This window comes from Bizionia sp. (genome assembly GCF_048259285.1).
GTDB lineage: Bacteria > Bacteroidota > Bacteroidia > Flavobacteriales > Flavobacteriaceae > Algorimicrobium > Algorimicrobium hallyeonense.
The window spans coordinates 14,987-38,568 of the sequence record NZ_JBLXHU010000013.1 but is presented as its reverse complement, the minus strand read 5'-3'; the positions used below and the strand labels follow the sequence as shown (position 1 = coordinate 38,568).

At 35.5% G+C, this 23,582-nt stretch carries 21 protein-coding genes; 8 read left to right on the top strand and 13 right to left on the bottom strand.

The window, feature by feature from the left end:
* Positions 1-90: 90 nt before the first annotated feature.
* On the bottom strand, positions 91-3,852 hold the full coding sequence (locus ACN0QX_RS08240) for a T9SS type A sorting domain-containing protein (protein ID WP_417196270.1): 3,762 nt from the start codon (positions 3,850-3,852) through the stop codon (positions 91-93).
* A gap of 38 nt (positions 3,853-3,890) precedes the next feature.
* Between ACN0QX_RS08240 and ACN0QX_RS08235 the strand changes: the two genes are divergently transcribed.
* The 3 genes from ACN0QX_RS08235 (at position 3,891) to ACN0QX_RS08225 (ending at position 6,326) form a co-directional block, all read left to right on the top strand.
* Positions 3,891-4,694, top strand: coding sequence for a TrmH family RNA methyltransferase (locus ACN0QX_RS08235; RefSeq protein WP_417196328.1), 804 nt, complete (start codon positions 3,891-3,893; stop codon positions 4,692-4,694).
* 24 nt (positions 4,695-4,718) lie between these two features.
* The gene (locus ACN0QX_RS08230) at positions 4,719-4,946 is read left to right on the top strand and encodes a four helix bundle protein (RefSeq protein ID WP_417196268.1); all 228 of its coding nucleotides are present in this window, start codon (positions 4,719-4,721) and stop codon (positions 4,944-4,946) included.
* 147 nt (positions 4,947-5,093) lie between these two features.
* Positions 5,094-6,326: a M48 family metallopeptidase gene (locus ACN0QX_RS08225; protein ID WP_417196265.1), complete on the top strand. Its 1,233-nt coding sequence runs from the start codon at positions 5,094-5,096 to the stop codon at positions 6,324-6,326.
* Here the strand turns inward: ACN0QX_RS08225 and ACN0QX_RS08220 are convergent.
* Entirely contained in the window at positions 6,323-6,973 is a 651-nt protein-coding gene (locus tag ACN0QX_RS08220; protein WP_248395050.1) for a sterol desaturase family protein, read from the bottom strand. The genes ACN0QX_RS08225 and ACN0QX_RS08220 overlap by 4 nt on opposite strands.
* Before the next feature lie 114 nt (positions 6,974-7,087).
* On the opposite strand from ACN0QX_RS08220, the gene ACN0QX_RS08215 reads away from it, so the two are divergent.
* Both ACN0QX_RS08215 and ACN0QX_RS08210 read left to right on the top strand, forming a co-directional pair.
* Positions 7,088-7,330, top strand: a complete 243-nt coding sequence (locus ACN0QX_RS08215) for a hypothetical protein (RefSeq protein WP_248395051.1) — start codon at positions 7,088-7,090, stop codon at positions 7,328-7,330.
* Positions 7,327-7,644 (top strand): DUF3784 domain-containing protein, encoded by a 318-nt coding sequence (locus ACN0QX_RS08210; RefSeq protein WP_248395052.1) that lies wholly within the window; start codon positions 7,327-7,329, stop codon positions 7,642-7,644. Before ACN0QX_RS08215 ends, ACN0QX_RS08210 begins: the two co-directional genes overlap by 4 nt.
* Here ACN0QX_RS08210 and guaB read toward each other — a convergent pair whose 3' ends face one another.
* The 7 genes from guaB to ACN0QX_RS08175 form a co-directional block, all read right to left on the bottom strand.
* Positions 7,645-9,117 carry an IMP dehydrogenase gene (guaB, locus tag ACN0QX_RS08205; protein WP_248395053.1) on the bottom strand — a complete coding sequence of 491 codons (1,473 nt, stop codon included), beginning with the start codon at positions 9,115-9,117 and terminating at the stop codon, positions 7,645-7,647.
* A gap of 73 nt (positions 9,118-9,190) precedes the next feature.
* Positions 9,191-9,895 carry an Insecticidal toxin complex protein gene (locus ACN0QX_RS08200; RefSeq protein WP_417196261.1) on the bottom strand — a complete coding sequence of 235 codons (705 nt, stop codon included), beginning with the start codon at positions 9,893-9,895 and terminating at the stop codon, positions 9,191-9,193.
* Between the two features lie 40 nt (positions 9,896-9,935).
* The gene (locus tag ACN0QX_RS08195) at positions 9,936-10,436 is read right to left on the bottom strand and encodes a hypothetical protein (protein WP_248395055.1); all 501 of its coding nucleotides are present in this window, start codon (positions 10,434-10,436) and stop codon (positions 9,936-9,938) included.
* A gap of 1 nt (position 10,437) precedes the next feature.
* Positions 10,438-10,959 (bottom strand): FMN-binding protein, encoded by a 522-nt coding sequence (locus tag ACN0QX_RS08190; protein WP_248395056.1) that lies wholly within the window; start codon positions 10,957-10,959, stop codon positions 10,438-10,440.
* 120 nt (positions 10,960-11,079) lie between these two features.
* The gene (locus tag ACN0QX_RS08185; RefSeq protein WP_248395057.1) at positions 11,080-12,258 is read right to left on the bottom strand and encodes a hypothetical protein; all 1,179 of its coding nucleotides are present in this window, start codon (positions 12,256-12,258) and stop codon (positions 11,080-11,082) included.
* Positions 12,259-12,411: 153 nt separating this feature from the next.
* On the bottom strand, positions 12,412-13,275 hold the full coding sequence (locus tag ACN0QX_RS08180; protein ID WP_417196259.1) for a hydroxymethylglutaryl-CoA lyase: 864 nt from the start codon (positions 13,273-13,275) through the stop codon (positions 12,412-12,414).
* A gap of 51 nt (positions 13,276-13,326) precedes the next feature.
* Positions 13,327-13,917, bottom strand: a complete 591-nt coding sequence (locus tag ACN0QX_RS08175; protein ID WP_248395059.1) for a LysE family translocator — start codon at positions 13,915-13,917, stop codon at positions 13,327-13,329.
* Between the two features lie 134 nt (positions 13,918-14,051).
* Here ACN0QX_RS08175 and ACN0QX_RS08170 point away from each other — a divergent pair, with 134 nt between their 5' ends.
* Entirely contained in the window at positions 14,052-15,956 is a 1,905-nt protein-coding gene (locus tag ACN0QX_RS08170) for a T9SS type A sorting domain-containing protein (RefSeq protein ID WP_417196257.1), read from the top strand.
* A 26-nt stretch (positions 15,957-15,982) separates the two neighbouring features.
* Here ACN0QX_RS08170 and ACN0QX_RS08165 read toward each other — a convergent pair whose 3' ends face one another.
* Positions 15,983-17,026 (bottom strand): quinone-dependent dihydroorotate dehydrogenase, encoded by a 1,044-nt coding sequence (locus ACN0QX_RS08165; protein ID WP_417196254.1) that lies wholly within the window; start codon positions 17,024-17,026, stop codon positions 15,983-15,985.
* Between the two features lie 116 nt (positions 17,027-17,142).
* On the opposite strand from ACN0QX_RS08165, the gene pepT reads away from it, so the two are divergent.
* Positions 17,143-18,384: a peptidase T gene (gene pepT, locus ACN0QX_RS08160; RefSeq protein ID WP_417196253.1), complete on the top strand. Its 1,242-nt coding sequence runs from the start codon at positions 17,143-17,145 to the stop codon at positions 18,382-18,384.
* 182 nt (positions 18,385-18,566) lie between these two features.
* Here the strand turns inward: pepT and ACN0QX_RS08155 are convergent, their stop codons facing one another.
* A complete protein-coding gene (locus tag ACN0QX_RS08155; protein WP_417196252.1) occupies positions 18,567-20,939 on the bottom strand; it encodes a TonB-dependent siderophore receptor in 2,373 nt (790 codons plus the stop codon).
* A gap of 183 nt (positions 20,940-21,122) precedes the next feature.
* On the opposite strand from ACN0QX_RS08155, the gene ACN0QX_RS08150 reads away from it, so the two are divergent.
* Complete coding sequence (locus ACN0QX_RS08150) at positions 21,123-21,719, top strand: YdeI/OmpD-associated family protein (protein ID WP_417196251.1); 597 nt, start codon at positions 21,123-21,125, stop codon at positions 21,717-21,719.
* Between the two features lie 3 nt (positions 21,720-21,722).
* Here ACN0QX_RS08150 and ACN0QX_RS08145 read toward each other — a convergent pair whose 3' ends face one another.
* Positions 21,723-22,760 carry a hypothetical protein gene (locus ACN0QX_RS08145; protein WP_417196249.1) on the bottom strand — a complete coding sequence of 346 codons (1,038 nt, stop codon included), beginning with the start codon at positions 22,758-22,760 and terminating at the stop codon, positions 21,723-21,725.
* A 2-nt stretch (positions 22,761-22,762) separates the two neighbouring features.
* Positions 22,763-23,503, bottom strand: coding sequence for a porin family protein (locus ACN0QX_RS08140; RefSeq protein WP_417196247.1), 741 nt, complete (start codon positions 23,501-23,503; stop codon positions 22,763-22,765).
* Positions 23,504-23,582 lie beyond the last annotated feature (79 nt).

Genomic DNA, 23,582 nt, shown 5'->3' with positions numbered 1-23,582 from the left:
TATACTGCTTTGTCGAATTTCAAAAGTAGACATTACAAAAAAAAGCTTCAGGTTTACTGAAGCTTATATAATTTTAGTCGGCGTATTTATCTATTGAATAATCAGCTTTTCAATCGTCTTAAATCCGTTGCTCTTCAATTCAATAAAATACAGTCCTTGAGGTAAATTAGCAACATTAAGAGAAAGCATATTACCTTCTAATATGGGATTCGATGTGGATACTAATTTTCCGGTTACATCAAAAACTTGGATCTGAATGGTATTCATGTTTCCCTTACTAAACTCAAAATTAACCACCGTATTTGCTGGGTTTGGATACATAGTATAATTAACGGATGCAAATTCACCAACGGACAAGTTCGCTACAAACTCGGTTTCAAACGTATTGGTGGTAATAGCTGGATTAAAATCGAAATAAATATCGGCTGTATTTGGAATCAGATCACCTTCAGAATAACCTGGCAAAGGTTTGATTTTAAAATACACATAACCATGGCTATTGGGTTCGTCCATACTTTCGCTTGGAAGGTTTATAGCATCAAACTGCCATGTTAAAGCATTGTCAACTCGGGTCACAGTATAATCATGACTCGCCTTTAACATTTTAAAAGACGCTGGATCCAATTGATTATCTAATACATCTTCCACTCTAATTTCAAGTGCTTCAGCAGTACCTAAATTTTGAAAATTAATGGTGTAATACAGATAGTCTTCACTTGTAAAATCGTCTAGTTTAATTTCTGGACCATGGGATTCTGTTTTATCATTTGGGTCATACGAATTCACAACTGCTTGTGTTATCGTAGAACTGTTATTACTAAGGTCCAAATCCGTTTCACTGTAAACTACAGAATTGGTAATAAAATCGCCAATATTTAAACTGGTTGGCACATCTAATTGCACAAGAACTTCTTCTTCCATACCAGGCATTAAATTATTGAAATTTAATATAAAACCAGTACTTGTATTCGTAATCGTATTTCCTGGATTTAAACCTAAAACGGTATTCAATGTAACCAAAGCATCATGCGTAAATTCAACAGAACCTGAAACAGGAATAGTTCCTAAATTTTCAACAACCAGATAATTAGTTGCAATTTGACCTGGTCTTGGTGGTGTAAATGAAAATAAACTAACGCCAATATCGCTACAAGTGCCTATAGATGTCAGCGGAAAATTAACCGCTACGGTTTCACCTTCAATAGGTGATACATTTTCAATTAATGTGGTTGTTTGTGATAAACAAGTATTATAAATATCATAAATCTCAAAACTGACATCATAGGTATCTCCTACTTGCGTGTTTGGAATAATAAAACTACCATAAGATGAATTGACATAGTTTATAACACCATCATTATTCATTTCATAACTAAAAAGTCCTTCATTAAATTTCACTTCTGAATCATCAAAAATAGAATCGCCATTTTCATCTAGAAAGGCATTGACTACAATAGCGTTTTCAATCTCCAAACAATATACAGACAACTCGATAGGTGTAAATGCACCAGACTCACAACTAACAGAGGCATCAGAATCTATTACAAATGAAATGGTATCACCACTAGCAGCGAACAATAGACCAGCTAAATTACCGTTATTATTTCCTTCATAAATAAGGGTGTTATCCGTGTCATAAACTAATAGATTATCACAACAGGTCTCCAACTGGCCTGATGTAAAAAACAAGGTTATTGGCGAACCGTTGTCACTCGTATAAACATATTGGGTGGTATCATTATTAGTGTAACAAATAGTTACAGTTTCTTGACAACCAACGGCACAATTAGAATCAACAACCAATTCCAATGTAGTAGTTGCAAAACAGCCATCCGATAGATTATCTACACGCACAAAAACGGTTTGAACGCCTGCTATAATATTTGTATAATTAATCGAATTTAAAACATTTGTCCCTGTTTCCGCGTCAGCCCGTGTTTCGTAATAGCTAACGGCATAGTCATTGAAATTTAATCCACCTAAAATTTCTAAATCCTTATCGTTTAAGTTAAACATGGCAAAACCATCTGCTGTACCATCTAAATCGCAAACAATTAATGGGGAAGGCGCAGTTAACGCGATAGATTCTTCAACAAGTAATTCAATGGTGCTAAAACCAGCACAGCCAGTTAAAAGGTTGTCTCCTCTCACATAAATGATTTGAGGGTTACTCGTATTCGTAAAACTCTCTGAAACAAGTATTGGGTTATTGAAGTTAACGGCATCAACTTCCGTTTCATAAAAAGTTAATTCAACATTCTGCTGCCCATTAAGTATTTGAGGCAATGCATCTGTTATATTAAATTGGGCAATACCATCGTTGGTTTGGTCATCACAAACCATCAAGGTTACATTCTCTAAATCAGCACTTTCTGATACATTTAAAAAGCAAGAGGTATAAACAATACACCCTGTATTAGGATCTAATACTTTGGCTATTATTTCTTGATTGTTGGGAATGATATTAACATAAGGGCTTAATAGAGGATTAGTATCGTTTTGAGCATCCCTAGCAGATGCATAATATGAGAATTCAAAACCTGAATTTGGTGCTGAAATTAATTCTGATAAAACGTCTAAATCAAACTCTGCAAAACCAGGAGTCGTACTGCAAGCTTCCATTTCTGCGGGAGACGTAGCTGGCATTAAATCAACTTGTATGGTAAAGGAACTGGTTTCAAAATTGCCAGAATCCAAATCTTCCACACGAACAAATATGGTTTGCGGATTCGATGTGTTTGTATAACTGCTAGGATTTGAAATAGCATTATTACCAATTTCGGCATTAACTAAACTTTCGTGGTACGTAACAACACTGCAAGTTGAGCCACCCGATATAATAGCTGTTTGTTGGGTTAAATCAAACATTTCATTCGTCACATCACTACACATTTGAAGATTTACTGGTGCTTCACCAATTAAGCTAGTGTAAACTATAATATCTTCAGAATACGTTTCATAACCAAAAAAGCTGAAATTGAAATAAGACGTTTCTACGGTATAGGTTTCATCCGCAGTTGGACAAACAGTAACTATGGGACTTGTACTAATTATTTGTCCAGAACCGTTAGACCATTGATAGGTGTTTTCTACAACCGTTCCTGACGGATTAAAACGCCATGCTTCATTGGTTGCTTCCCAAGCGCTTGTATTTCTACCAGGCGGCACAACAGCAACAGTTCCTGCTGGATTTTGAATACCTATTACGGCATTACCATTATTCCAGACAGAACAACTTGGTTTATCTTGTAAATAGACTTCTATAACATTGGTGGTTTCATACAACACCATCATTTGCGTGGTTTTTAGATCATCACATTGAAAATGAGGCCTATTATTATAACTTATTACTATTGATCTAAAAGGTGCTTCTCCAATGATTTCCCAATTAATCTCACTTCCTTCCTCATTAGAAATATTCATATCGTGCATAGCTCCAAAAATATTAGCTTGTGAAAAAGCATTAGCCGTATTATTCGGTAATGTATCCGTGAAATTCCAAAGATGAAAATTATTTGCGTTTTCAACCTCAAAAGTTACAGCACCATTTTCACTAATCAACAATTCAGAATATGTAGAACCGAAAAAACTAAAATCAAATGGCAAATTAATGACATCGCTCCATCTGTCATCTAATTCTAATACATTATTCAGTCCAACAAAATTAGCTGGTGGATTAAACGGAATACTAGCAACATCATAATTACTTGTTTCTTGAATGTCTGGAAAATTAATTGTTAAGTCTGAACAACCGGTACTACAATCAGTATTCTGTGTGATAAGGGTAGATTGTGAATAATTGTTGACCGTAAATAGTACAGTAATTAATAGAAAAAGTAGTTTTTGCTTCATAATAATTTAACTTTGTGCAGTTAAATATAGATAATTTGATGATTACCAAGGTTATTTCAAGTACACAAAATCCATTCATAAAGGAATTGGTGCTTTTAAAAGATAAGTCTAGAGCTCGAAAAAAGTCTGGATTGTTTTTGATTGAAGGTGCTCGGGAGATTGGTTTGGCACTGAAAGGTGGCTATCATTTAGACACTATTTTATTTTATCCAGAATTATTTTCTGAAACCGATCTGGATCAGTTAGTGAAGGATTCTGTTAATCGTCTTGAGGTGTCCAAAGATGTCTATCAAAAACTAGCGCATCGTGATACAACCGAAGGCGTTCTGGCCGTTGCCAAACATAAAGTACATGCTTTAGAATCGGTTATATTAAATTCCAAAACCCCCTTAATCCTCGTTGCTGAAGCTCCCGAAAAACCAGGTAATATTGGTGCCATTTTACGAACTGCTGATGCCGCCAATGTAGATTTAGTAATAATTGCCAACCCAAAAACGGATTTGTACAATCCAAATATTATACGCTCTAGCGTTGGTTGTGTGTTTACCAACCAAATTGCTATGGGTTCCACTTCAGAAATTATTGCATTTTTAAAAGAAAAACAGATTCCTATTTACTGCGCCGCTTTACAAGCCTCGGAAAATTATCATACACAAGATTTTACCAAAGCAACCGCTTTAGTTGTCGGCACGGAAGCAACAGGGTTAAGTCCGGAATGGTTGCATGCAGCTACTCAAAACATTATTATACCCATGCAAGGTGAAATAGATTCTATGAACGTTTCTGTTGCCGCAGGAATTCTTATTTTTGAAGCGGTTCGCCAGAGGCTAATGAGTAATTAACAATTAGCGATTAATAATTACCATATGAAAGATAATATCATAGCAATCAAGTCTTACAACTTTGCGCTATCTATAGTGTTTTTAAGTAAAAAGTTAGTCGAAAATAAGGAGTATGTGCTATCGAGACAAATTTTAAAATCAGGCACATCCATTGGCGCTAATGCTGAAGAAGCCATTGGAGGCATTTCTAAACGAGATTTTAGAGCTAAAATGTCCATTTCATATAAGGAAGCTAGAGAAACACATTATTGATTAAGACTTTTAAAGGATTCCAAAGATATTACTGCTGAAGAATTTAACGCTCTTGAAAATGAACTTTCAAGTATTTTAAAAATATTATTTAAGAACATTCAATCCTCAAAAGAATAATTAATTACGCATTATTCATCATTAATTTTTATGACCGCAACCACCCTATTCTACATCATCATAGCCATCATTATAGTAGATTTTATTGTCGATAAAATCCTCGATGCTTTAAATGCCAAACAGTATAACGATCCTATTCCAGAAGAATTAGATGATGTTTACAATGCCGAAGATTATGAAAAATCCCAGGCCTACAAAAAAACCAATTACAAATTCGGCATTATAACATCCACATTTTCACTAGTACTTACATTAGCGTTTCTATTTTTTGATGGCTTTGAATTTATTGATAATGTAGCGAGAAGCTATTCTGAAAATCCAATCATCATCGCGTTAATATTCTTTGGAATTATTATGATTGGGAGCGATATTTTAACCACACCCTTCGCCTATTATCAAACCTTTGTGATTGAAGAAAAATTCGGATTCAACAAAACCACTAAAGGCACTTTTTTATTAGACAAGATTAAAGGTTGGGGAATGATGGCTGTTTTAGGTGGTGGCATTTTAGCACTAATTATTTGGTTTTATCAAGCATCGGGCACATACTTTTGGCTATATGCTTGGGGACTAGTTACGGGCTTTACCGTTTTTATGAACATGTTTTACGCCCGCTTAATAGTGCCGCTATTCAATAAGCAAACACCTTTAGAAACAGGTGAACTTCGGAACAAAATTGCAGCTTACGCAGAAACCGTCGGTTTTACTTTGGATAAAATTTTCGTGATCGATGGCTCAAAACGAAGTACCAAAGCCAATGCGTATTTTTCAGGTTTTGGAAGTGAGAAACGCGTAACACTTTATGATACCTTGATTACCGACTTAGAGGATGAAGAAATTGTAGCTGTTCTGGCGCATGAAGTTGGACATTATAAAATGAAACATATTATCTTCAACTTGGTAATGTCCATATTGCTAACTGGATTAACCTTGTATATTCTTTCAATTTTTATTTCAAATCCACTTTTATCAAATGCCTTAGGTGTGGAAATACCGAGCTTTCATGTTGGGTTAATAGCCTTTGGTTTATTGTATAGTCCTATTTCCGAAATTACCGGATTAATTATGAATTGGTTCTCTAGAAAATTTGAATACCAAGCGGATAATTATGCTAAAAACACCTACGCTGCAGATCCGTTGATAACCTCGCTTAAAAAACTATCAAAAAATAGTTTGAGCAATTTAACACCACACAAGGCGTATGTGTTTATGCATTATTCGCATCCAACACTTCTGCAACGAATGAAGAATTTGAAATCTTAATTTTTATTAATTCGGCGAGCTTTTGGTGGCATCGTGCCAAAAACGCGATCCCAAAAAGTATTAGAAACACCAAATGCCTTATTCGGGTATTGATAGTGGTGCAAGCTATGGTGATGCCATAGGTTTTTAAACCGTTTAGGCGGACGCATAACATGGGTAGCACGATGCACAAAAGAGTATAATAAGTATCCCACAAAAAAGCCAGGAAAAAAACCAAAAACTAAATTGGTTATACCTAACAACCAGAATATTGTAAAAAAGAAACCAAATAATAAGGATGCTAAAATAATTCCGGGAACAGGTGGCATAAGTAAACGTTCTTCATCTTTTGGATAATGGTGATGAGCACCATGCATAACAAAATGAAACCGTTGGGACCATTTGGCTTCGGTTACCCAATGAAATACATACCGATGTAAAACATATTCGGCAAATGTCCAGAATAAAACTCCCAAAACAAATAGACCAACAAACTGAAAAACACGTAAACCAATAATTTGAATAGCTAAATAGCTTAAGCCAATAATTACTATTCCATAAATTACAATATTGGATACAGGATCCGTTTTCGTTAAACGTTCTAAAAAAGGGTTCTTAAAAATTTGGGCTTGTCCCGTTTTAAAATCGGTCGTTACCTTGGGTTTCATAATGCGCTATTTTAGGTAAAAATCTATTCACTAAGCTATTGAAAATAATACAAAAAGTGAAATTTTAATATGAAATTTGTTCTATTTAAACGATATTTAATCTAAAATTGCACCATGAGAGATTTAAAATTAATTTGGGATTTTAGAGGGCCAGATGCCTTAAAAATTGCAGAACATCATGAAATTCATTTAAAAGAATACATTCAAAGTCAAAAATTAGATTTAGAAATCACAGGTTTTCATGCCGAGAATGATATGCATGCCATTGCGTTTATGGTGGTTCCCGAAAATATCATGAAACCCATTCGCGATGCGTTAAAACCTCATCGTGGTCAACTTTATACCGAAACATTATGATTTTAACAGCTGCTATATTTATTATTTGTGCCATATTAGTCTACAACTTTAAATTCTACGATTTAATTGCAGGCTTCAACACCATGTCTGATGACGAAAAAGCAACTTATAATATTGAAAAAATAGCACGCTTGTTTGCCATAGTCATGTATAGCATGGCTGGCATTATACTTATAGGCTATGCACTTTCCAAATGGTTGGACAATGAACAAATAGGTGCTTATGGCATTATTATAGCCACTTTATTGGGTGTGCCGTTTCTCTTGATAAAGGCAAATTCCAAGGCGTATAAAAAGGATTCTGAAAACGATTAATTATCGCGAGTAATTAGGCGATTCTTTTGTAATAGTAACATCATGAGGATGACTTTCATTGATTCCAGAAGCTGTTATTTTCACAAATCGTCCCGTCTCTTTTAACGTCTCCACATCTTTGGCGCCACAGTATCCCATTCCGGCTCGTAACCCACCAACAAATTGATGAATACTCTCATGCAATTCCCCTTTATAGGGTACACGCCCTACTATACCTTCAGGTACTAATTTCTTAATATCGTCTTCTATATCTTGGAAATATCGATCTTTACTTCCTTGTTTCATGGCCTCTACAGAACCCATACCACGGTAGGACTTAAATTTTCGACCTTCATAAATTATAGTTTCGCCTGGCGACTCTTTAGTTCCTGCTAAAAGCGATCCTAACATAACAGAATCCGCTCCTGCTGCTAAAGCTTTTGGAATATCTCCCGTATAACGAATTCCGCCATCTGCAATTACTGGGACACCCGTACCTTTTATAGCTGCTGCCACCTCTAAAACTGCTGAAAATTGCGGAAATCCAACGCCTGCCACCACACGTGTGGTACAAATAGATCCAGGTCCAATACCAACTTTAACCGCATCTGCTCCGGCTTCTACCAAATATTTAGCCGCTTCCGGTGTCGCAATATTTCCAACAACCACATCTAATTGTGGAAACTTGGCCTTTACCTGCTTTAAAATAGTTACCACACCTTTAGTGTGTCCATGAGCCGTATCAATAATAATAGCATCAACACCAGCTGCCACTAATGCTTCGGCACGTGCTAAGGCATCACCCGTAACACCAATAGCTGCGGCTACACGTAAACGACCAAAAGAATCCTTATTGGCGTTTGGTTTTTGTGTCAGTTTCGTAATATCACGGAACGTAATTAACCCAATCAATTTATTGTTAGCATCAACTACTGGAAGTTTTTCAATTTTATTTTCTTGGAGAATACCTTCAGCATCTTGTAAAGAAGTACCTTTTCCGGCTGTAACCAAATTTTCAGAAGTCATAACTTCTATTATGGGACGGTCGTTGTTTTTTTCAAACCGCAAATCCCGGTTGGTAACTATACCTTTTAAAACACCATGGTCATCAACTATAGGAATTCCGCCAATACTATATTCCGCCATATTTTGTTTGGCATCACCAACTATGGCCGTTAAAGGCAAGGTAACCGGATCGATTATCATGCCACTTTCGGCACGTTTTACTTTCCGTACTTTAAATGCTTGCGCCTCAATAGTCATGTTTTTATGAAGTACGCCAATACCACCTTCTTGCGCCATGGCAATAGCCATTTTACTCTCGGTTACCGTATCCATAGCAGCGGATACAATAGGTACATTTAACGTAATATTTCTTGAAAATTTGGACTTAATGCTGACTTCGCGAGGTAAAACTTCAGAGAATGCTGGTACTAATAAAACGTCGTCATACGTTAATCCTTCTCCTAAAATTTTGTTGGTGTGTGCTATCATGATGCAATTACAGTTATAATTGCGTGCAAATATACAATTTATATAAAGAAAATTGTTTTAAGTTTCTTATAAATTATTCATAGCGTTTTTTACAATACATACGCAATTGGTTTAAAGCATACTGATACCGTGAATTCTGATTAGAAATATCGCCTTCAAATCGAATGGCTTTCGGTACCATCAAACTATAAAATCCGTTACCTTTTGCCATTTTTTCAATGGTTTTTAACGTGTTTTCATCAATATCATTATAAATAGGTTGGATCCAATCCCACTGCTCTTTATATAATATAGTTTCATCCCAAGCTAAAGCGGCTTCCGATTTTAAAATGGCTTCCGAATGATAAAGCGTTTTTAAACTTGAAAATACTTGCCTAAAAACCGTTTCACTTCCTTGATTGGCATATGATTTAATGGATTTATTAGTAAAAATAGTGAATGGAAATGCTTTGGTTAAACGTAATTTGGTTGAAATATAATGTGCCATTTTTGGCCATACAACCTCATGTCCTTTGTCAGATATTGTCGTATAATACCATTGGTAAAAATCACGTCGTTGCTTTATGGTGCTGTACTCTGAAGCTAATTGATTTTCTAAATTAAATGTATTGGCTTGTTGCCAGACGTGGGTGTTTTTCCGCCTGTCTGATGTTAACCAATCCTTTTCAGATAACACAGATTGGCCCGTTTCTTGTTGATAAACTTTTAGGCATGGCCATTCTGAAGCAGTGCTTGTTAAAGGCAACAGACTTATGAGTATAAAGCAATATTTAATCATTAAAACGATTTAAAAATATAAAGCAAAATACAAGAAAAAATTAAAGAACCCGTTTTTTAGAAACAAAGAGTTGCTTTAAAATAATTAAAATGGAAATTGTGTACGTTAAGGTCATTAAAAACCCAGAAAGCATGACGATGTATTTCATCCAAAAAATTTCTAACCACAAGAAATACAAACCTCCAAAGGTTAAGAGCACGGAAATAAACGGTTCAACAAGTAATAAAGTCTTAAGTTTCGTATTAAGTTCTGTGGTACTCAAAATTAAACCGACTAAAAGGAAAATTAACGACATGGACAGTATATGGTTATGAACCAATGTGAGCATTTCCTTTTCGCTTTTTTTAAACTTCATAACAGTAGCAGACTCATCATTTTCATTACCTAAATATTGTTCTTCAATACCATTAGGATTCGTCGAGGAGGTCTCTGAAACAAATAATAACCCGGTGTAGAAACCAACACTTAACACAATTACAAAGGCCCCAATTAGCAGTTTAATTTCTTTTGGAAAGGAATAGATAAGGCCGTTAAGTTGCATGTTATAGTATGTTTTTAGAACGAAGTATTTTAAGCGATTTGAGAAGATTATTCACCGCATTGGTCATAGATCTAACAGAAATAGTAGCACCTGAAATAGCCACAATATTCTGCTGATATTTTAGTTCATCATTTTGCGTTTTCCCAATAAACTGTTTAAGCCAACGTTTACTGCCTATTTCGCCTCCATAATCTTCACGATACGCCAGTACTTTTGTTTTAACAATTACCAAATCCGTATCCAATAATACCAAATAATCAAAATCATCGGTTTTACTTGGCGCCTTATTAACATAGGCGTAGCCTAGTAATTTATTTTCAGTTTTTATTTCAAAAAAATTATCCGTTTCAAAAGTAGCTGGTAATGTTTTCGCTACGCTAGGTGAAATTACTTTTTCCTTAAAGGAAAAAGTTTCAATGTCAAATGTGTTTTCTATTTCGGCATCAACTTTTTTCTGAATGCTTTTGGATAGACCAACAGACAAACCTAATAAAATGATAATACTCGCAATTTTTAAATTCATAGGGCAAAGATACTAAAAATACTAAGCGCATTTTATGACTATAATGCCTAATAGCTAAAGTGGTTTGCCAACCTACTTTAGCTAAAAGACAAATAAAAACTAAATCAATAAACTAACTGCTTAAAACCAAACACCAATTCCAACATTTAGCTGATTGGGTGTTTCAAATTCTGAAGCGTTATTTTTTATTTGATAGTCGGCTTTCACAACAGCGCCTGGTGTTAACTTATAACTTAAACCAAAAGTCCATTCATCTCTATTATAAGCATCATTTCTAACCAAATCACCACTTACAGAGGCCTGTGTATCATAATCTTCATAGCGTGTAAAAGCGTAAAGTTGTTGCTTTTTAGTTTGAGGTAATAAGTTAAAAGCTGCTTCTAAATACCAACCTTGTAAGGCACTTCCTAAATCACTACCAGTTGCCACATTATAAGCTTCCGTATCGGTTAGGTTCGCGTAAATAAACTGACCGCGAGCTGCAAAACGCTTTTTGGCGTATCGGGCATCAAAACCTACCATACTCATACCAACGGTTGCGCCATCTAGCATATCTACATCATCAGGTGCCTGTGTTTTTCCAAAATATCCAGATAGTCCTAAACGCAATCCTGGCAATCCGTAATAATCTAATTTAGCAGAAAAATTAGGCGAATTAACGGTTGATTGAATTCCTTTTTGACGGCCACCACGAATACCATTGCTTCCACCTAATTTTCCGGAAGTAATAACACCGTCGCCATCAGAATTTACAGATTTAAATCCATTGAATATATAAGCCTGATATCCTAAAGAAATATCATTAAAACGCCCTGAAACACCCACACCAATTTCACGCCATGTAGTGGGCACAATGCTTTTATCCATGCTTGGTCTTTCTACCCCGTTAAAAGTGGTTGGCTCATGGTATTCATTAACTATACCCATTGGCACTAACATTAAACCACCTCTTAAATTTACATTATCCGCTATGCTGTATTGCAAAAAAGCTTGCTCCACAAAAACCTCCTCAACATGTTCCAGTTCTACTTCTGTAACAAACTGAACTTTATCACTAAATTTATACCCAAATAATAACACCAAACGCTGAACATCTAATTCCCCGTTGTCACCATCAGGCTGATTGTAAGTCACTTCGCCATAACCTCCCACCGTAACCCCAGAACTCACATTTCCTGACAAAATGCGTTGTGCAGAGTTTTGTTGATCTTTTGGACTAATGTTTAAAGAGTCTGGAACGGTTTGTGAAAATGTAATAGCACTTGTAAAGATGGCTATTCCTAGTAGTAATTTTTTCATCGTTTATTTAGATTTAATATAAATAGTTAAATTTTCGTGTGCAAAAGTAATATGCAATTTTACTTACGACAAGTTTATTTAGATTTATTTTAAATTAAAATAGCGATTTGCTTGTAAGTCGCTGAAAACGTGAAACGTATTTTTTAAAAAAAATTAATGGTAGGTGCTAAATATTTTAGTGGCTTCATTATAAGCGCTTTCAAAACACAAAGCATTTAAATCTGATTTTTTCTGAGTGGTAAAATAAGACAGTAATTTTTCGGTGGGCATATTCCCTGTTAAATCGTCTTTAGCCATAGGGCAGCCACCAAAACCTTGAATAGCACCATCAAACCGCATACAACCCGCTTTGTAGGCGGCATCTACTTTTTCAAACCAACTATTAGGTGTGGTATGCAAATGAGCACCAAATTCTATTTGTGGATATTTAGGTATCAAATTAGAAAATAAATAGTCAATGTTTTCAGGGTCAGACGTTCCCACAGTATCACTTAACGATAAAATTTTGACACCCATATTACTCAATTTTTCAGTCCACTCACCCACAATATCTACATTCCACGGATCACCATATGGATTACCAAATCCCATGGAAATATAAACCACGACTTCCTTATTGGATGCATCAGCTATTTCTAAAATTTCATGTAAGGTTACTACAGATTCGGCAATGGTTTTATGGGTGTTTCGCATCTGAAAGTTTTCAGAGATTGAAAATGGATACCCTAAATATTGAATGGGTGCATGTTTAGAGGCATCTTCAGCACCACGTGTATTGGCAATAATAGCCAGTAGTTTACTCGTCGTTTTACTTAAATCCAATTGCGCTAAAACCTCGGAAGTATCTACCATTTGAGGAATGGCTTTAGGCGAAACAAAACTGCCAAAATCAATGGTGTCAAATCCAACACGCAAAAGCGATTGAATATATTGTACCTTCTGTTCTGTAGGAATAAAAGCCTTAATGCCTTGCATGGCATCTCTTGGGCATTCAATAATTTTAACTAGTTTACTCATGGGTTTCAAAGATACTAAAGAATTGTATCTACAAAAATGTTTTCATGAAAACTACCACAAAATTAAAATAGCAATACCTATAAACACCACAATTTGAAGCCATTTTAAATACAGTCCAATATGCTTATGCCCTTTGATATAAACCGAAATAGAGCCTGCCAAAATAGCTATTCCAGAAAAAATAATTAAGGACACGGCCATAAACAAAAATCCTAAAATATAGAATTGCCATACCGTTGACAGCGAATCACTAAAAAGAAAACCTGGAAAAAATGCTAAAAAGAAAATACTCACCTTAGGGTTTAATACATTCATTATAAAACCCTGTTTAAATAATTGACCCACAGACTTTTTAGGAACCTGTGTTTCAGAAATGCTCAAATCACCAGAACTTTTAAAAACTTGAAAGGCGAGATAAAGCAGATAAGCTGCACCAAATAATTTAATTATAAAAAAAATGGTATCGTTATTCTTTATCACGGCCGAAACACCAAAGGCTAAAAGGGTGGTGTGAATAATACAACCAGAAATTAACCCAGAAACAGTTGCTAAACCAAACTTTTTGCCATGCGTTATACTTTGCATTAACACATAAATATTGTCCGGCCCTGGCGAAATAGCCAAAGCTGCCGTTGCAAGCATAAAAGATATGAGAATATCGTGGTTCAGTGTTAAAAATTTAGAAATCAAAAATAGTTAAAAGAAACGGGGCGTCATTATAAAATCATTTTACCTGTTATTTTTTTTTATATTGCGGGCTAAGAAACATTTAGCTTATGCCTACTTTTACACAAACAAAATCAACCTTATTTTTACTTGTTGTGGTTTTATTTCAAATTTCAGCATTTTCACAAGAACAAAACTGTGGAACTATGGAGACTGCAGAATCTTTACAATTCTTTGAAAACAATAGACAGCAGATATTAGAGATTGAAGAAAACTTTTTAAACAATGCGCAATTTCGCGCTTCCAACCCTATAACATCTGTCCCTGTTAAGGTGCATATTATTAGAACCTCTGCCGGATCTGGTGGTTTATCAACAACAGAATTAGATGATGCCTTGGCAATCATGAACGGTTTTTATGCCAATGCCAATTTAGAGTTTTTTGTATGCGATGGTATAAACTACATCGATAGCGATGCCTATTATGATTTTCAGGATGACCAAGAAGCCGTTTTAACTTCCGCTAATAACGTTCCCGGTTTAATCAATATATATTTCACAGACGCTGTTACCAGAGTGAGTAGCGGAACTTCTATTTGTGGATATGCCTATTACCCAGGGGGCGATGACACGATTTTAATGGTGAACTCCTGTGCCAATAATGGTAGTACTTTAGCCCATGAAATGGGTCATTTTTTTAGTTTACGACATACCCATGGTGGAACACCTAATGAGCTTGTAGACGGATCAAATTGTTCTACAGAAGGTGATTATATTTGTGATACACCCGCAGATCCAACGCTGTCTTATTCCAACGTTAATTCCTCATGTACATATACCGGAACTGATCTTGATGCCAATGGCGATTCTTATGTACCACAGACATCCAATGTTATGTCCTACTCGAGAAAAGAATGCCGCACAGAATTTACACCTCAACAATACGCCCGAATGTATGCCACATATACCTTAACACGAAATAATTTTAATTGCGCTAGTATTGACGTTGATTTTACGGCAGATGTAACCCAAAGCTGCCAAAGCGCATTGACCGTTGCATTTTCTGAAACTTCAAATGGAGCAACAAGTTGGGCTTGGGATGTTGATGGTGATGACATTACAGATTATACAAGCCAAAACCCAACCCATACCTATACTACCCCAGGTTTGTATGATGTTAAATTAACGGTTTCCAACGCGCAAAACACAATTTCTAAAAGTTATGTTGAATATATAAAAGTTGGTGCAACAGAAACCCTTCCCATAAGTCGTAATTTCGATTCAACCACGGACATCACAGAAGGTGGCTGGACGGTTAAATCCAATACAACCGCTAGTTTTACTTGGGTTTTAAATTCAGGTACAACGCCTTCAACGGGTAGTGGTCCCCTAACCGATGCTTCGGGTTCTGGCAATTATATTTTTGTAGAAGGATCCAATGCTGTAGCAGGTGAAGTAGCCGAGTATATTACACCTTGTGTTGATATGAATATAGGTAATGCTGTCTTGGAATTTGATTACCACATGTTTGGTCCGCAAATGGGCGAACTTCATGTAGATATTGACACAGGTTCTGGATTTATAAATGATATTACGCCGCCACTTATTGGTCAACAACAATCCACAAATGCTGACCCCTACTTAAATAGATCTGTAGATTTAGCCAGCTATGCTGGACAAACGGTACGTTTCAGGTTTAGAGCTATTAGAGGTTCTAGCTGGAGTAGCGATATTGCCATAGATAATATCCTTATTCAAAACACCTTGAGTAGAGAAACATTTAACACAGATTCTGTTCGTATCTTTCCAAATCCGGTTCAGGATCACACCTTGAACGTAAAATTACCTAATAATAGCTATGAGGTCACATATAATATTACAAATATGTTAGGGCAGATAGTAACATCTGGAACCCTGAAGGATATGATTGATGTCTCTACATTAACACCTGGCACCTACTTTTTATCCCTAAACCTAAATGGTAACAAAGTCATTAAGAAGTTTATAAAAATGTAAGTTCAGTTTAAAACAAAAAAAACACGCTATACGCGTGTTTTTTTGTTTAATAATGCTTTGTTAATGGATTTTATCAATTTAGGTCCTTCATAAATAAAGCCTGTATAGACTTGAACCAAATCAGCACCAGCGTCTATTTTCTCTAAAGCGTCTTGAGCTGAATGAATACCGCCAACACCAATAATGGGAAATGCTTTACGACTCTTTTCGGCAAGATATTTTATAACCTTAGTAGATTTGTCTTTAATGGGCTGACCGCTTAATCCACCATTTCCAATTTCTGTTAATAATTCCGGTGATGCGTTTAAACCACTTCTATCCACAGACGTATTACTCGCTATAACCCCATCCAAATTCGTTTCAGCAATTAGCTCAATAATTTCATCTAATTGCGTGGTATTTAAATCTGGCGCTATTTTAAGTAAAATAGGTTTTTGCTTATTAAAACTTGTATTTGCTTTTTGAACAGTACTTATCAATTCCAACAAATAGTCTTTATCATTCAATTTGGCATGACTCCCAACATTAGGACAGCTTACGTTTAGTACAAAATAATCTACGTAAGGATGTAACGCATTAAAACAGCTAAGGTAATCTTTGGTGTAATCTTCGGGTTTGGTTTGGGTATTTTTCCCAATATTTCCACCAATTATCACCCTTCCTTTATTGGTTTTTAATTGTGCAATAGCTGCTTCAAGACCTTCGTTATTAAAACCCATCCGGTTAATAATGCCTTTATCCGCCTTTAAACGAAATAGCCGTTTTTTTGGGTTTCCCTCCTGCCCTTTTGGTGTAACGGTTCCTATTTCAATAAAACCAAAACCAAAATTCGCCAATTCATTATACAAAACGGCATTTTTATCAAACCCAGCTGCTAATCCCACAGGGTTTTTAAAAGTAAGCCCAAAAACTTGGCGTTCTAATTTGGCATCTTCAATAACATAAAGACGTCTAAAAATAGCGGACATTCCAGGTATTTTAGAGGTTGTTTTAATTAAGGAAAATGTGAAATGATGAATTTTTTCGGGGTCGAAAAGAAAAAATAAAGGTCGGAGGAGTACTTTGTACATGTTTCAATGTTTGCACAAAAGTAATTCTAAATAAAAAATTGCGCAATTCAAATGATAAAAATTTCAATAATCGTAAATTTGCAGCCATATTTGTAAAACATTCAAATTCATTTCAAATGATATCAAAGGAAAATATTATAAAACGTTTTGTAGGCTACGTAACAGTTGATACCGAATCCGATCCAAATTCAGATACCACACCAAGTACTGCCAAGCAATGGGATTTGGCAAATGCTTTAGTTGAAGAGCTAAAAGCCATTGGGATGCAAGACGTTACCATAGACGAGAACGCTTACATTATGGCAACGCTTCCAAGTAATGTAAATCATGAGGTGCCAACTATTGGGTTTATATCGCATTTTGATACATCGCCAGATTTTACTGGTGCCAACGTAAAACCCCAAATTCATGAGAATTATGACGGCAAGGATATTGTTTTAAATGCAGAAAAAGACATTGTTCTTTCACCTGATTATTTTGAGGACTTATTGTTATATAAAGGGCAAACTCTTATTACTACGGATGGCACAACACTTTTAGGTGCTGATGATAAAGCTGGGATTACCGAAATCGTTTCGGCTATGGAATACCTCATTAAAAATCCTGAAATTAAGCATGGGAAAATTCGCGTAGGCTTTACACCCGATGAAGAAATTGGTCGTGGTGCGCATAAATTTGATGTGCAAAAATTTGGTGCCGATTATGCGTATACTATGGACGGTAGTCAAGTTGGCGAATTAGAATACGAAAACTTTAATGCTGCTGGGGCTGTGGTAACCATTCAGGGTAAAATAGTACATCCGGGTTATGCTAAAGGTAAAATGGTAAACTCCATGTATATTACTACGGAATATATTAATTCGTTACCGCGATTAGAAACACCAGAACATACGGAAGGTTACGAAGGTTTTTTTCATTTACACACCATGACGGGCGAAGTGGATCAAACCACATTAGAATATATTATTCGGGATCATGACAAGGAGCATTTTGAGGCCCGAAAGGAAGTGATGGAGAAGTTAGCCATCGAAATTAATTCGCAATACGGCCGGGAGGTTATTACCATTGAAATTAAAGACCAATATTTCAATATGAAAGAAAAAGTAGAGCCTGTTATGCATATTGTGGATATTGCTGAAGAAGCCATGATACAACTAGGAATTAAACCACTTATTAAAGCTATTCGTGGTGGTACAGATGGTTCGCAATTAAGTTATATGGGATTACCATGCCCTAATATTTTTGCAGGTGGCCATAATTTCCATGGGCGTTATGAATATGTGCCTGTAGAAAGTATGATAAAAGCAACAGAAGTAATTTGTAAAATTGCAGAATTAACGGCATCTAAACATAAATAGATTGCCCTTTTTAAATGAACTTATTATTTAACACCTAGCAGACTAATATTTACGTTAAAAAATAAGGTACCATTCAGAAAGAAACCCGAATACTTTAAGCGTTCACAAAACACGAACAAGTAAAAAATTAAAGCCGATGATTATAGAATCATCGGCTTTTTTATAGTCATAATATGTGTATTTTAGAATCTATAATTTAATATAACGGCAAAACTTCGTGGATCCGTTTGATTAATATAACGGGTTCTGTAGGTATTATACCCTATTTCGTTAAAGACGTTATTTAAAAGGAATCGCGCTTGCCAATGTTTATTAAACGTATAGGCGGCTTGCATATTTACCAAGGTGTAGGCATCCACATCAAACGGTTTTTGGTTTGGTACAATACCTTCATGCGTAACAGCACCAGAAGACCAATCGTTAACAGGACGTTCGCCTGTATAATATGCGCCCGCTCCAAATGACAGACCTTCCAATTGGCCTTTAAACGTATAATTACCATATAAATTAAATGTGTGATTTGGGGTGTTTAATGGTGAAGAGCCATAAACAAAGGAGGTGTGTTCTTTATATTCTGCATCAATATAAGAGTAACCGGCTATAACTTCAAAATTCTCTAATATACGTCCCGTTAATTCCACTTCAATTCCTTGTCGTTGATCATTTCCTCCCTTTTCATAATATAAAATAGTAGACCAAGAAGCATCATAAACGGGAAGGTTAATATCCTTATTGTTTATTTTGAAATACGTTAGATTGAAACGTAAGCGACTATTTAACCAATTTGTTTTAATACCAGCTTCCAACTGATCATAGCGCTCATTACCCAATTCTTCGCCATTTTCACCCAACCTAGCAGCTGTTCTTGGATAAGAACTATTGGTATACGAAGTAAAGACATTCACATTTTTTAAAGGACTAACAATAACACCAAACAACGGATTAAAGGCTGTGCTTCGCGTGTTTTCCACATCTCCAACTGTTTCTGTACTACTAATACGTGCGCCTAAAAAAGTTTTTAACCAGGTATTCCAAGAAATAACATCCTGCGCCACTAAACCTAAAGCTCGTGTTTCACCGCCATTATATCCGGTTGCGCCTAAAGTTAAACCAGGCAAAGTATGGGTGTTATTTTGATATACATTAATGGTATCTACAACACCAGCGGATTGTGATGATGTGGCATATTTTGAGGTTCTATAGTCAAACCCAACTTGAAAGGTATGCTTAATTTTTCCTGTTTCTAATTCGTCTCCAATTAAATCAAATTGCAGCACACTGTTGTTATCTGAACGGGTTGATGTACTATAACTACGCTCACGAATATGATACTGCGGTTCATTGGCAACGGACACAACGTTTCCGAGGCCGGCACCTTTATCATTCAAATCCAATCCCGATGTGAAGAAAGCACCTTTTAATTCTAACTTATCACTTAATTTATGATCTAAACGAATAGAATAAGTGGAGTTTTGTGTAATAGAACGATCATTTTCAAATCCTAAAAACTGATTATGGGGTAAATCGTAAATGGCATTTACATCATTTTCACCCAAATTAACCGTACCTAAATCAGGTGTCCGGCTATCATCAAAATAATCCATTTCAACCGTAACTTTGGTTTTATCATTAATGCGCCATTCTAACGACGGGTTGATATAAAAGCGCTCCGAAGAAACTAAAGAACGATAACTATCTGCTCTTTCTAAAGCACCGTTAATTCTAAAAGCTAAATTTTTCTGTGTATTTATGGGGCCATAAACATCAAATGTTGTCCGTACTTGTCCATAACTACCCACACGTAAAGACACATCTCCACCATGGTAATATCTGGGAGTTTTAGTTACCATATTTATAACGCCTCCAGGGCTTCCTAAATCTGTAGCAACCCCTTGTGTAATGGATGCCGTTCCTTTTAATACCTGGATATTATCAATGCCTTGCATATCTGTTAACACACCAACGCCGCGAAAATCAGAATTAACACGAACTCCGTTTTTTAATATGGGAATTCCCCTAAACCCACGGGAGCTCATACTCTCACGTTTATTACCATAAGTTGCAAATGTATAAACACCAGGTACGTTTTTCGTAGCATCAGAAATGCTTAAATTCCCTTGCTGTTCTATTAATTTATCTGAAATAATGGAGATACTTTGAATTTGCTCATAAGGTTCCAAAGGCAATCTGGTTAAGGCTTCAATTTTATCAGGATGCTTAAAACGACTTCCAAAAACTTCTACTTCATCCAAATCGGTATCACTCTGCAAAGTGATTGTTAATTCCACGGTTTCATTAGGTTGAAGTTCTATGCTCTTGTAAGCTGATTTAAATCCTACAAAGGAAACCTGAATGGTAAATGAGCCAGGTGCCACAGGTTCTAGATTAAAAAATCCATTTTCGTTGGTGGTAGTTCCTTGCTTCGTCTCTTGTATAAAAACGTGCGCATAAGCCACGGGTTCATTAGAGGCAGAAACTATAGTTCCTGATATTTTTGATTGCGAAAATGCAACCTGAAATGCTATCAAAAAAATCACATATAATATTTTGTTCATGGGTTAGTTATTTAGATTTATTTTAAATAAGCGACAAATATAATACCCTTTAATAAAAACTCAAAGCTTATTTAGACTGAATTAAAATAAAAAATAGTAGTAATCTGACATTCAATTCAATAAAAATTAGGATAAATAATTGTTAAAAAACACGTATTTTTAAGGCAGTAATTACGTATATCTATGAAAAAAGCCAATTCAGTTGAAGACTATATTGAAAGTCATGAAAAATATAAAGAAGCACTTAATCTTTTAAGAAAAATAATATTAAAAACGGATTTAAAAGAAACCTTAAAATGGCATGCACCAGTCTATACCTGGCAAGGAAAAAATGTTTTAGGATTAGGGGCTTTTAAAAACCATTTTGGTATTTGGTTTTTTAATGGTGTATTTTTAAAGGATGAACACCATCTTTTAGAACAGGCTCAAGAAAAAACAAAAGGATTAAGGCAAATGCGCTTTGAATCTGTTCATGACATTAATAAAGATGCTGTTTTGAGCTATGTAAAAGAAGCGATAAAAAACCAAAAAGAAGGAAAAGAAATTACAGCGAGCCGAAAGGGAAAGACTGTTCAGATTCCAAAAGAATTAGAGCAATATTTAAAAGATAACCCGACATTAAAATCCGCTTTTATGGCACTAACGCCAGGCCGCCAACGGGAATATTCCGATTATATTGAATCCGCCAAACGCGATGCCACCAAGCAAACACGTCTAGAAAAGGTGAAACCATTAGTTCTTGAAGGTAAAGGCCTTTATGATAAATACAAAGATTGCTAAACCCTACAATAAAAAACGATAATTTAAGGATAATAAAACCGATTTTCTATTACCAAGTACACCTAATTCGGTTCGAAACATCCAGCTTTTATTGGCCTGATATTGGGCTCCAATTATACCATTCCATTTTTGTTGTACCTGTTTATCGAGGCCATATTTAATAACGGCTTCCCCATCTGCATCCGCTAAACGCTCTACTATAGGCGTAAGTATTTGATCGGCAATAACCTTTTGTGGAATACTAGCTTCATTATTATACCACTGATAATAATTATTGACTATTTCATCGCGTTTAACACCATCTGCACTTGGTAAGGCATCTTTTAATTTTAACTGTCCAGACGTATTACTACCTGTTTCCATAAAAAATCCACCAACCCAAATGGCTATATTTCTATCTGGTCTATTTTTAAAAACATGACTATGACCAAACCTAATGCCCGTAACCCGCACAGGTACGGCTTCATCTAAAAGTTCCGGCTTGTTCCAAGTGAAATTAGCATCTACCGAGAAAAAAACAGGGCCAACGGCGCCTGCGAACATAAGGCCTACCCCAACACTAGAAACGTTTTGCTCTACTATAGATTGCAAGGTAATGGGATATACTAAGTTAATTTCCGTTCGTGAATGTCCATAGCCAAAAATTCCATAAACATTTAAAAACGGGAATACCCAAACATCGGGTCTTACATTAACAGTGTAACTAGTATTCACATTATTACCAAACTGAATAAAATTAACAGGCGTGAGGCCTATATTAATAAGTCGTGTATCTAAACCAAGCTGTAAGTTGTCCACCGTAATGCCTTGTTCCATAAACATGAAATTACCCATAACTCCTACCGGATAAGGAATATCAAAACCTTTATTATAGGCGCCTTGTCCAAAAACAGGAAAGGTATAATTATACGTAACTTGCTTTAAACTGTCTCGATATGTTTCAAACTTCTCCCTAACTTTTGTGCTAGGCTGTTGGGCTTGTACAAAATTAAAACAAACAAAAGCAAATAAACTAGAGATTATTAGTGTCTTAAAATTCATAATTAATCTGATAAGGAATCTGTTTTTATTACAGGCTCTTCTTCAATTTTTTTAGCACTTTTTTTAGCACCTATAGGAAGATTCAATTTTAAAAATATAGAATTATTTTTAGTTTTTGAGTTCTCTTTATATACGTTTACCAAGCCTTGAAAATAGCTCAATCCTACGGATAACCCGCCAATTTTTTTAAATCGGTAACCAATGCCCATCCCTGCGCCGGCTTCAATAGGGTTAATAGCATCTTTATTATCTTGACGGATCCGTGTATCTATACCAACGGCTTCATTAACATATTCTACATATGCTTTATAGCGTAAACCAAATTGTGGCCCAGCTTCAACATAAATATTGTTATTAAAAACATATTTGGCATAAGCCGGAACAATAAAGTAATTAATTCTTTGGGTATATGTTCCATCATGGCTTATAAAATTAACGCCAGACGCTTCTAAATCTGCCAAACTTAAATCCGCAGTACCTAAATTAGATTTTACCAATACACCAGTGTAAAGGTAAAGCTGCTCTTGCATTTTAAAATTGAAATAAAATCCCAGATTAAAAGTTCCTAACCGATTGGAACTATCTAAACCCGATATATCTGAAAAATTATAACCGCCTTCTAAACCAAACTCAATATTAGGTGAGTTTAATTTGTCACCTAGAAGTAAGGTAATAAGAACTTGAGAAGAAACAGCTTGCACTGAAAACAAAAACAAGAGATTAAGTAGCGTTTTTCGTACCATATAAAGTTATTTGAACTAATATCGGAATTATAATTTAAAACTAAGGCAAAAAAAAGCCACTCGTTGAGTGGCTTTCTTT

Excerpts from the sequence above, each read along its gene's own strand:
- ACN0QX_RS08240 (WP_417196270.1), bottom strand. The coding sequence starts at position 3,852 with ATGAAGCAAAAACTACTTTTTCTATTAATTACTGTACTATTTACGGTC.
- ACN0QX_RS08235 (WP_417196328.1), top strand. The coding sequence starts at position 3,891 with ATGATTACCAAGGTTATTTCAAGTACACAAAATCCATTCATAAAGGAA.
- ACN0QX_RS08230 (WP_417196268.1), top strand. The coding sequence starts at position 4,719 with ATGAAAGATAATATCATAGCAATCAAGTCTTACAACTTTGCGCTATCT.
- ACN0QX_RS08225 (WP_417196265.1), top strand. The coding sequence starts at position 5,094 with ATGACCGCAACCACCCTATTCTACATCATCATAGCCATCATTATAGTA.
- ACN0QX_RS08220 (WP_248395050.1), bottom strand. The coding sequence starts at position 6,973 with ATGAAACCCAAGGTAACGACCGATTTTAAAACGGGACAAGCCCAAATT.
- ACN0QX_RS08215 (WP_248395051.1), top strand. The coding sequence starts at position 7,088 with ATGAGAGATTTAAAATTAATTTGGGATTTTAGAGGGCCAGATGCCTTA.
- ACN0QX_RS08210 (WP_248395052.1), top strand. The coding sequence starts at position 7,327 with ATGATTTTAACAGCTGCTATATTTATTATTTGTGCCATATTAGTCTAC.
- guaB (WP_248395053.1), bottom strand. The coding sequence starts at position 9,117 with ATGATAGCACACACCAACAAAATTTTAGGAGAAGGATTAACGTATGAC.
- ACN0QX_RS08200 (WP_417196261.1), bottom strand. The coding sequence starts at position 9,895 with ATGATTAAATATTGCTTTATACTCATAAGTCTGTTGCCTTTAACAAGC.
- ACN0QX_RS08195 (WP_248395055.1), bottom strand. The coding sequence starts at position 10,436 with ATGCAACTTAACGGCCTTATCTATTCCTTTCCAAAAGAAATTAAACTG.
- ACN0QX_RS08190 (WP_248395056.1), bottom strand. The coding sequence starts at position 10,959 with ATGAATTTAAAAATTGCGAGTATTATCATTTTATTAGGTTTGTCTGTT.
- ACN0QX_RS08185 (WP_248395057.1), bottom strand. The coding sequence starts at position 12,258 with ATGAAAAAATTACTACTAGGAATAGCCATCTTTACAAGTGCTATTACA.
- ACN0QX_RS08180 (WP_417196259.1), bottom strand. The coding sequence starts at position 13,275 with ATGAGTAAACTAGTTAAAATTATTGAATGCCCAAGAGATGCCATGCAA.
- ACN0QX_RS08175 (WP_248395059.1), bottom strand. The coding sequence starts at position 13,917 with ATGCTTGCAACGGCAGCTTTGGCTATTTCGCCAGGGCCGGACAATATT.
- ACN0QX_RS08170 (WP_417196257.1), top strand. The coding sequence starts at position 14,052 with ATGCCTACTTTTACACAAACAAAATCAACCTTATTTTTACTTGTTGTG.
- ACN0QX_RS08165 (WP_417196254.1), bottom strand. The coding sequence starts at position 17,026 with ATGTACAAAGTACTCCTCCGACCTTTATTTTTTCTTTTCGACCCCGAA.
- pepT (WP_417196253.1), top strand. The coding sequence starts at position 17,143 with ATGATATCAAAGGAAAATATTATAAAACGTTTTGTAGGCTACGTAACA.
- ACN0QX_RS08155 (WP_417196252.1), bottom strand. The coding sequence starts at position 20,939 with ATGAACAAAATATTATATGTGATTTTTTTGATAGCATTTCAGGTTGCA.
- ACN0QX_RS08150 (WP_417196251.1), top strand. The coding sequence starts at position 21,123 with ATGAAAAAAGCCAATTCAGTTGAAGACTATATTGAAAGTCATGAAAAA.
- ACN0QX_RS08145 (WP_417196249.1), bottom strand. The coding sequence starts at position 22,760 with ATGAATTTTAAGACACTAATAATCTCTAGTTTATTTGCTTTTGTTTGT.
- ACN0QX_RS08140 (WP_417196247.1), bottom strand. The coding sequence starts at position 23,503 with ATGGTACGAAAAACGCTACTTAATCTCTTGTTTTTGTTTTCAGTGCAA.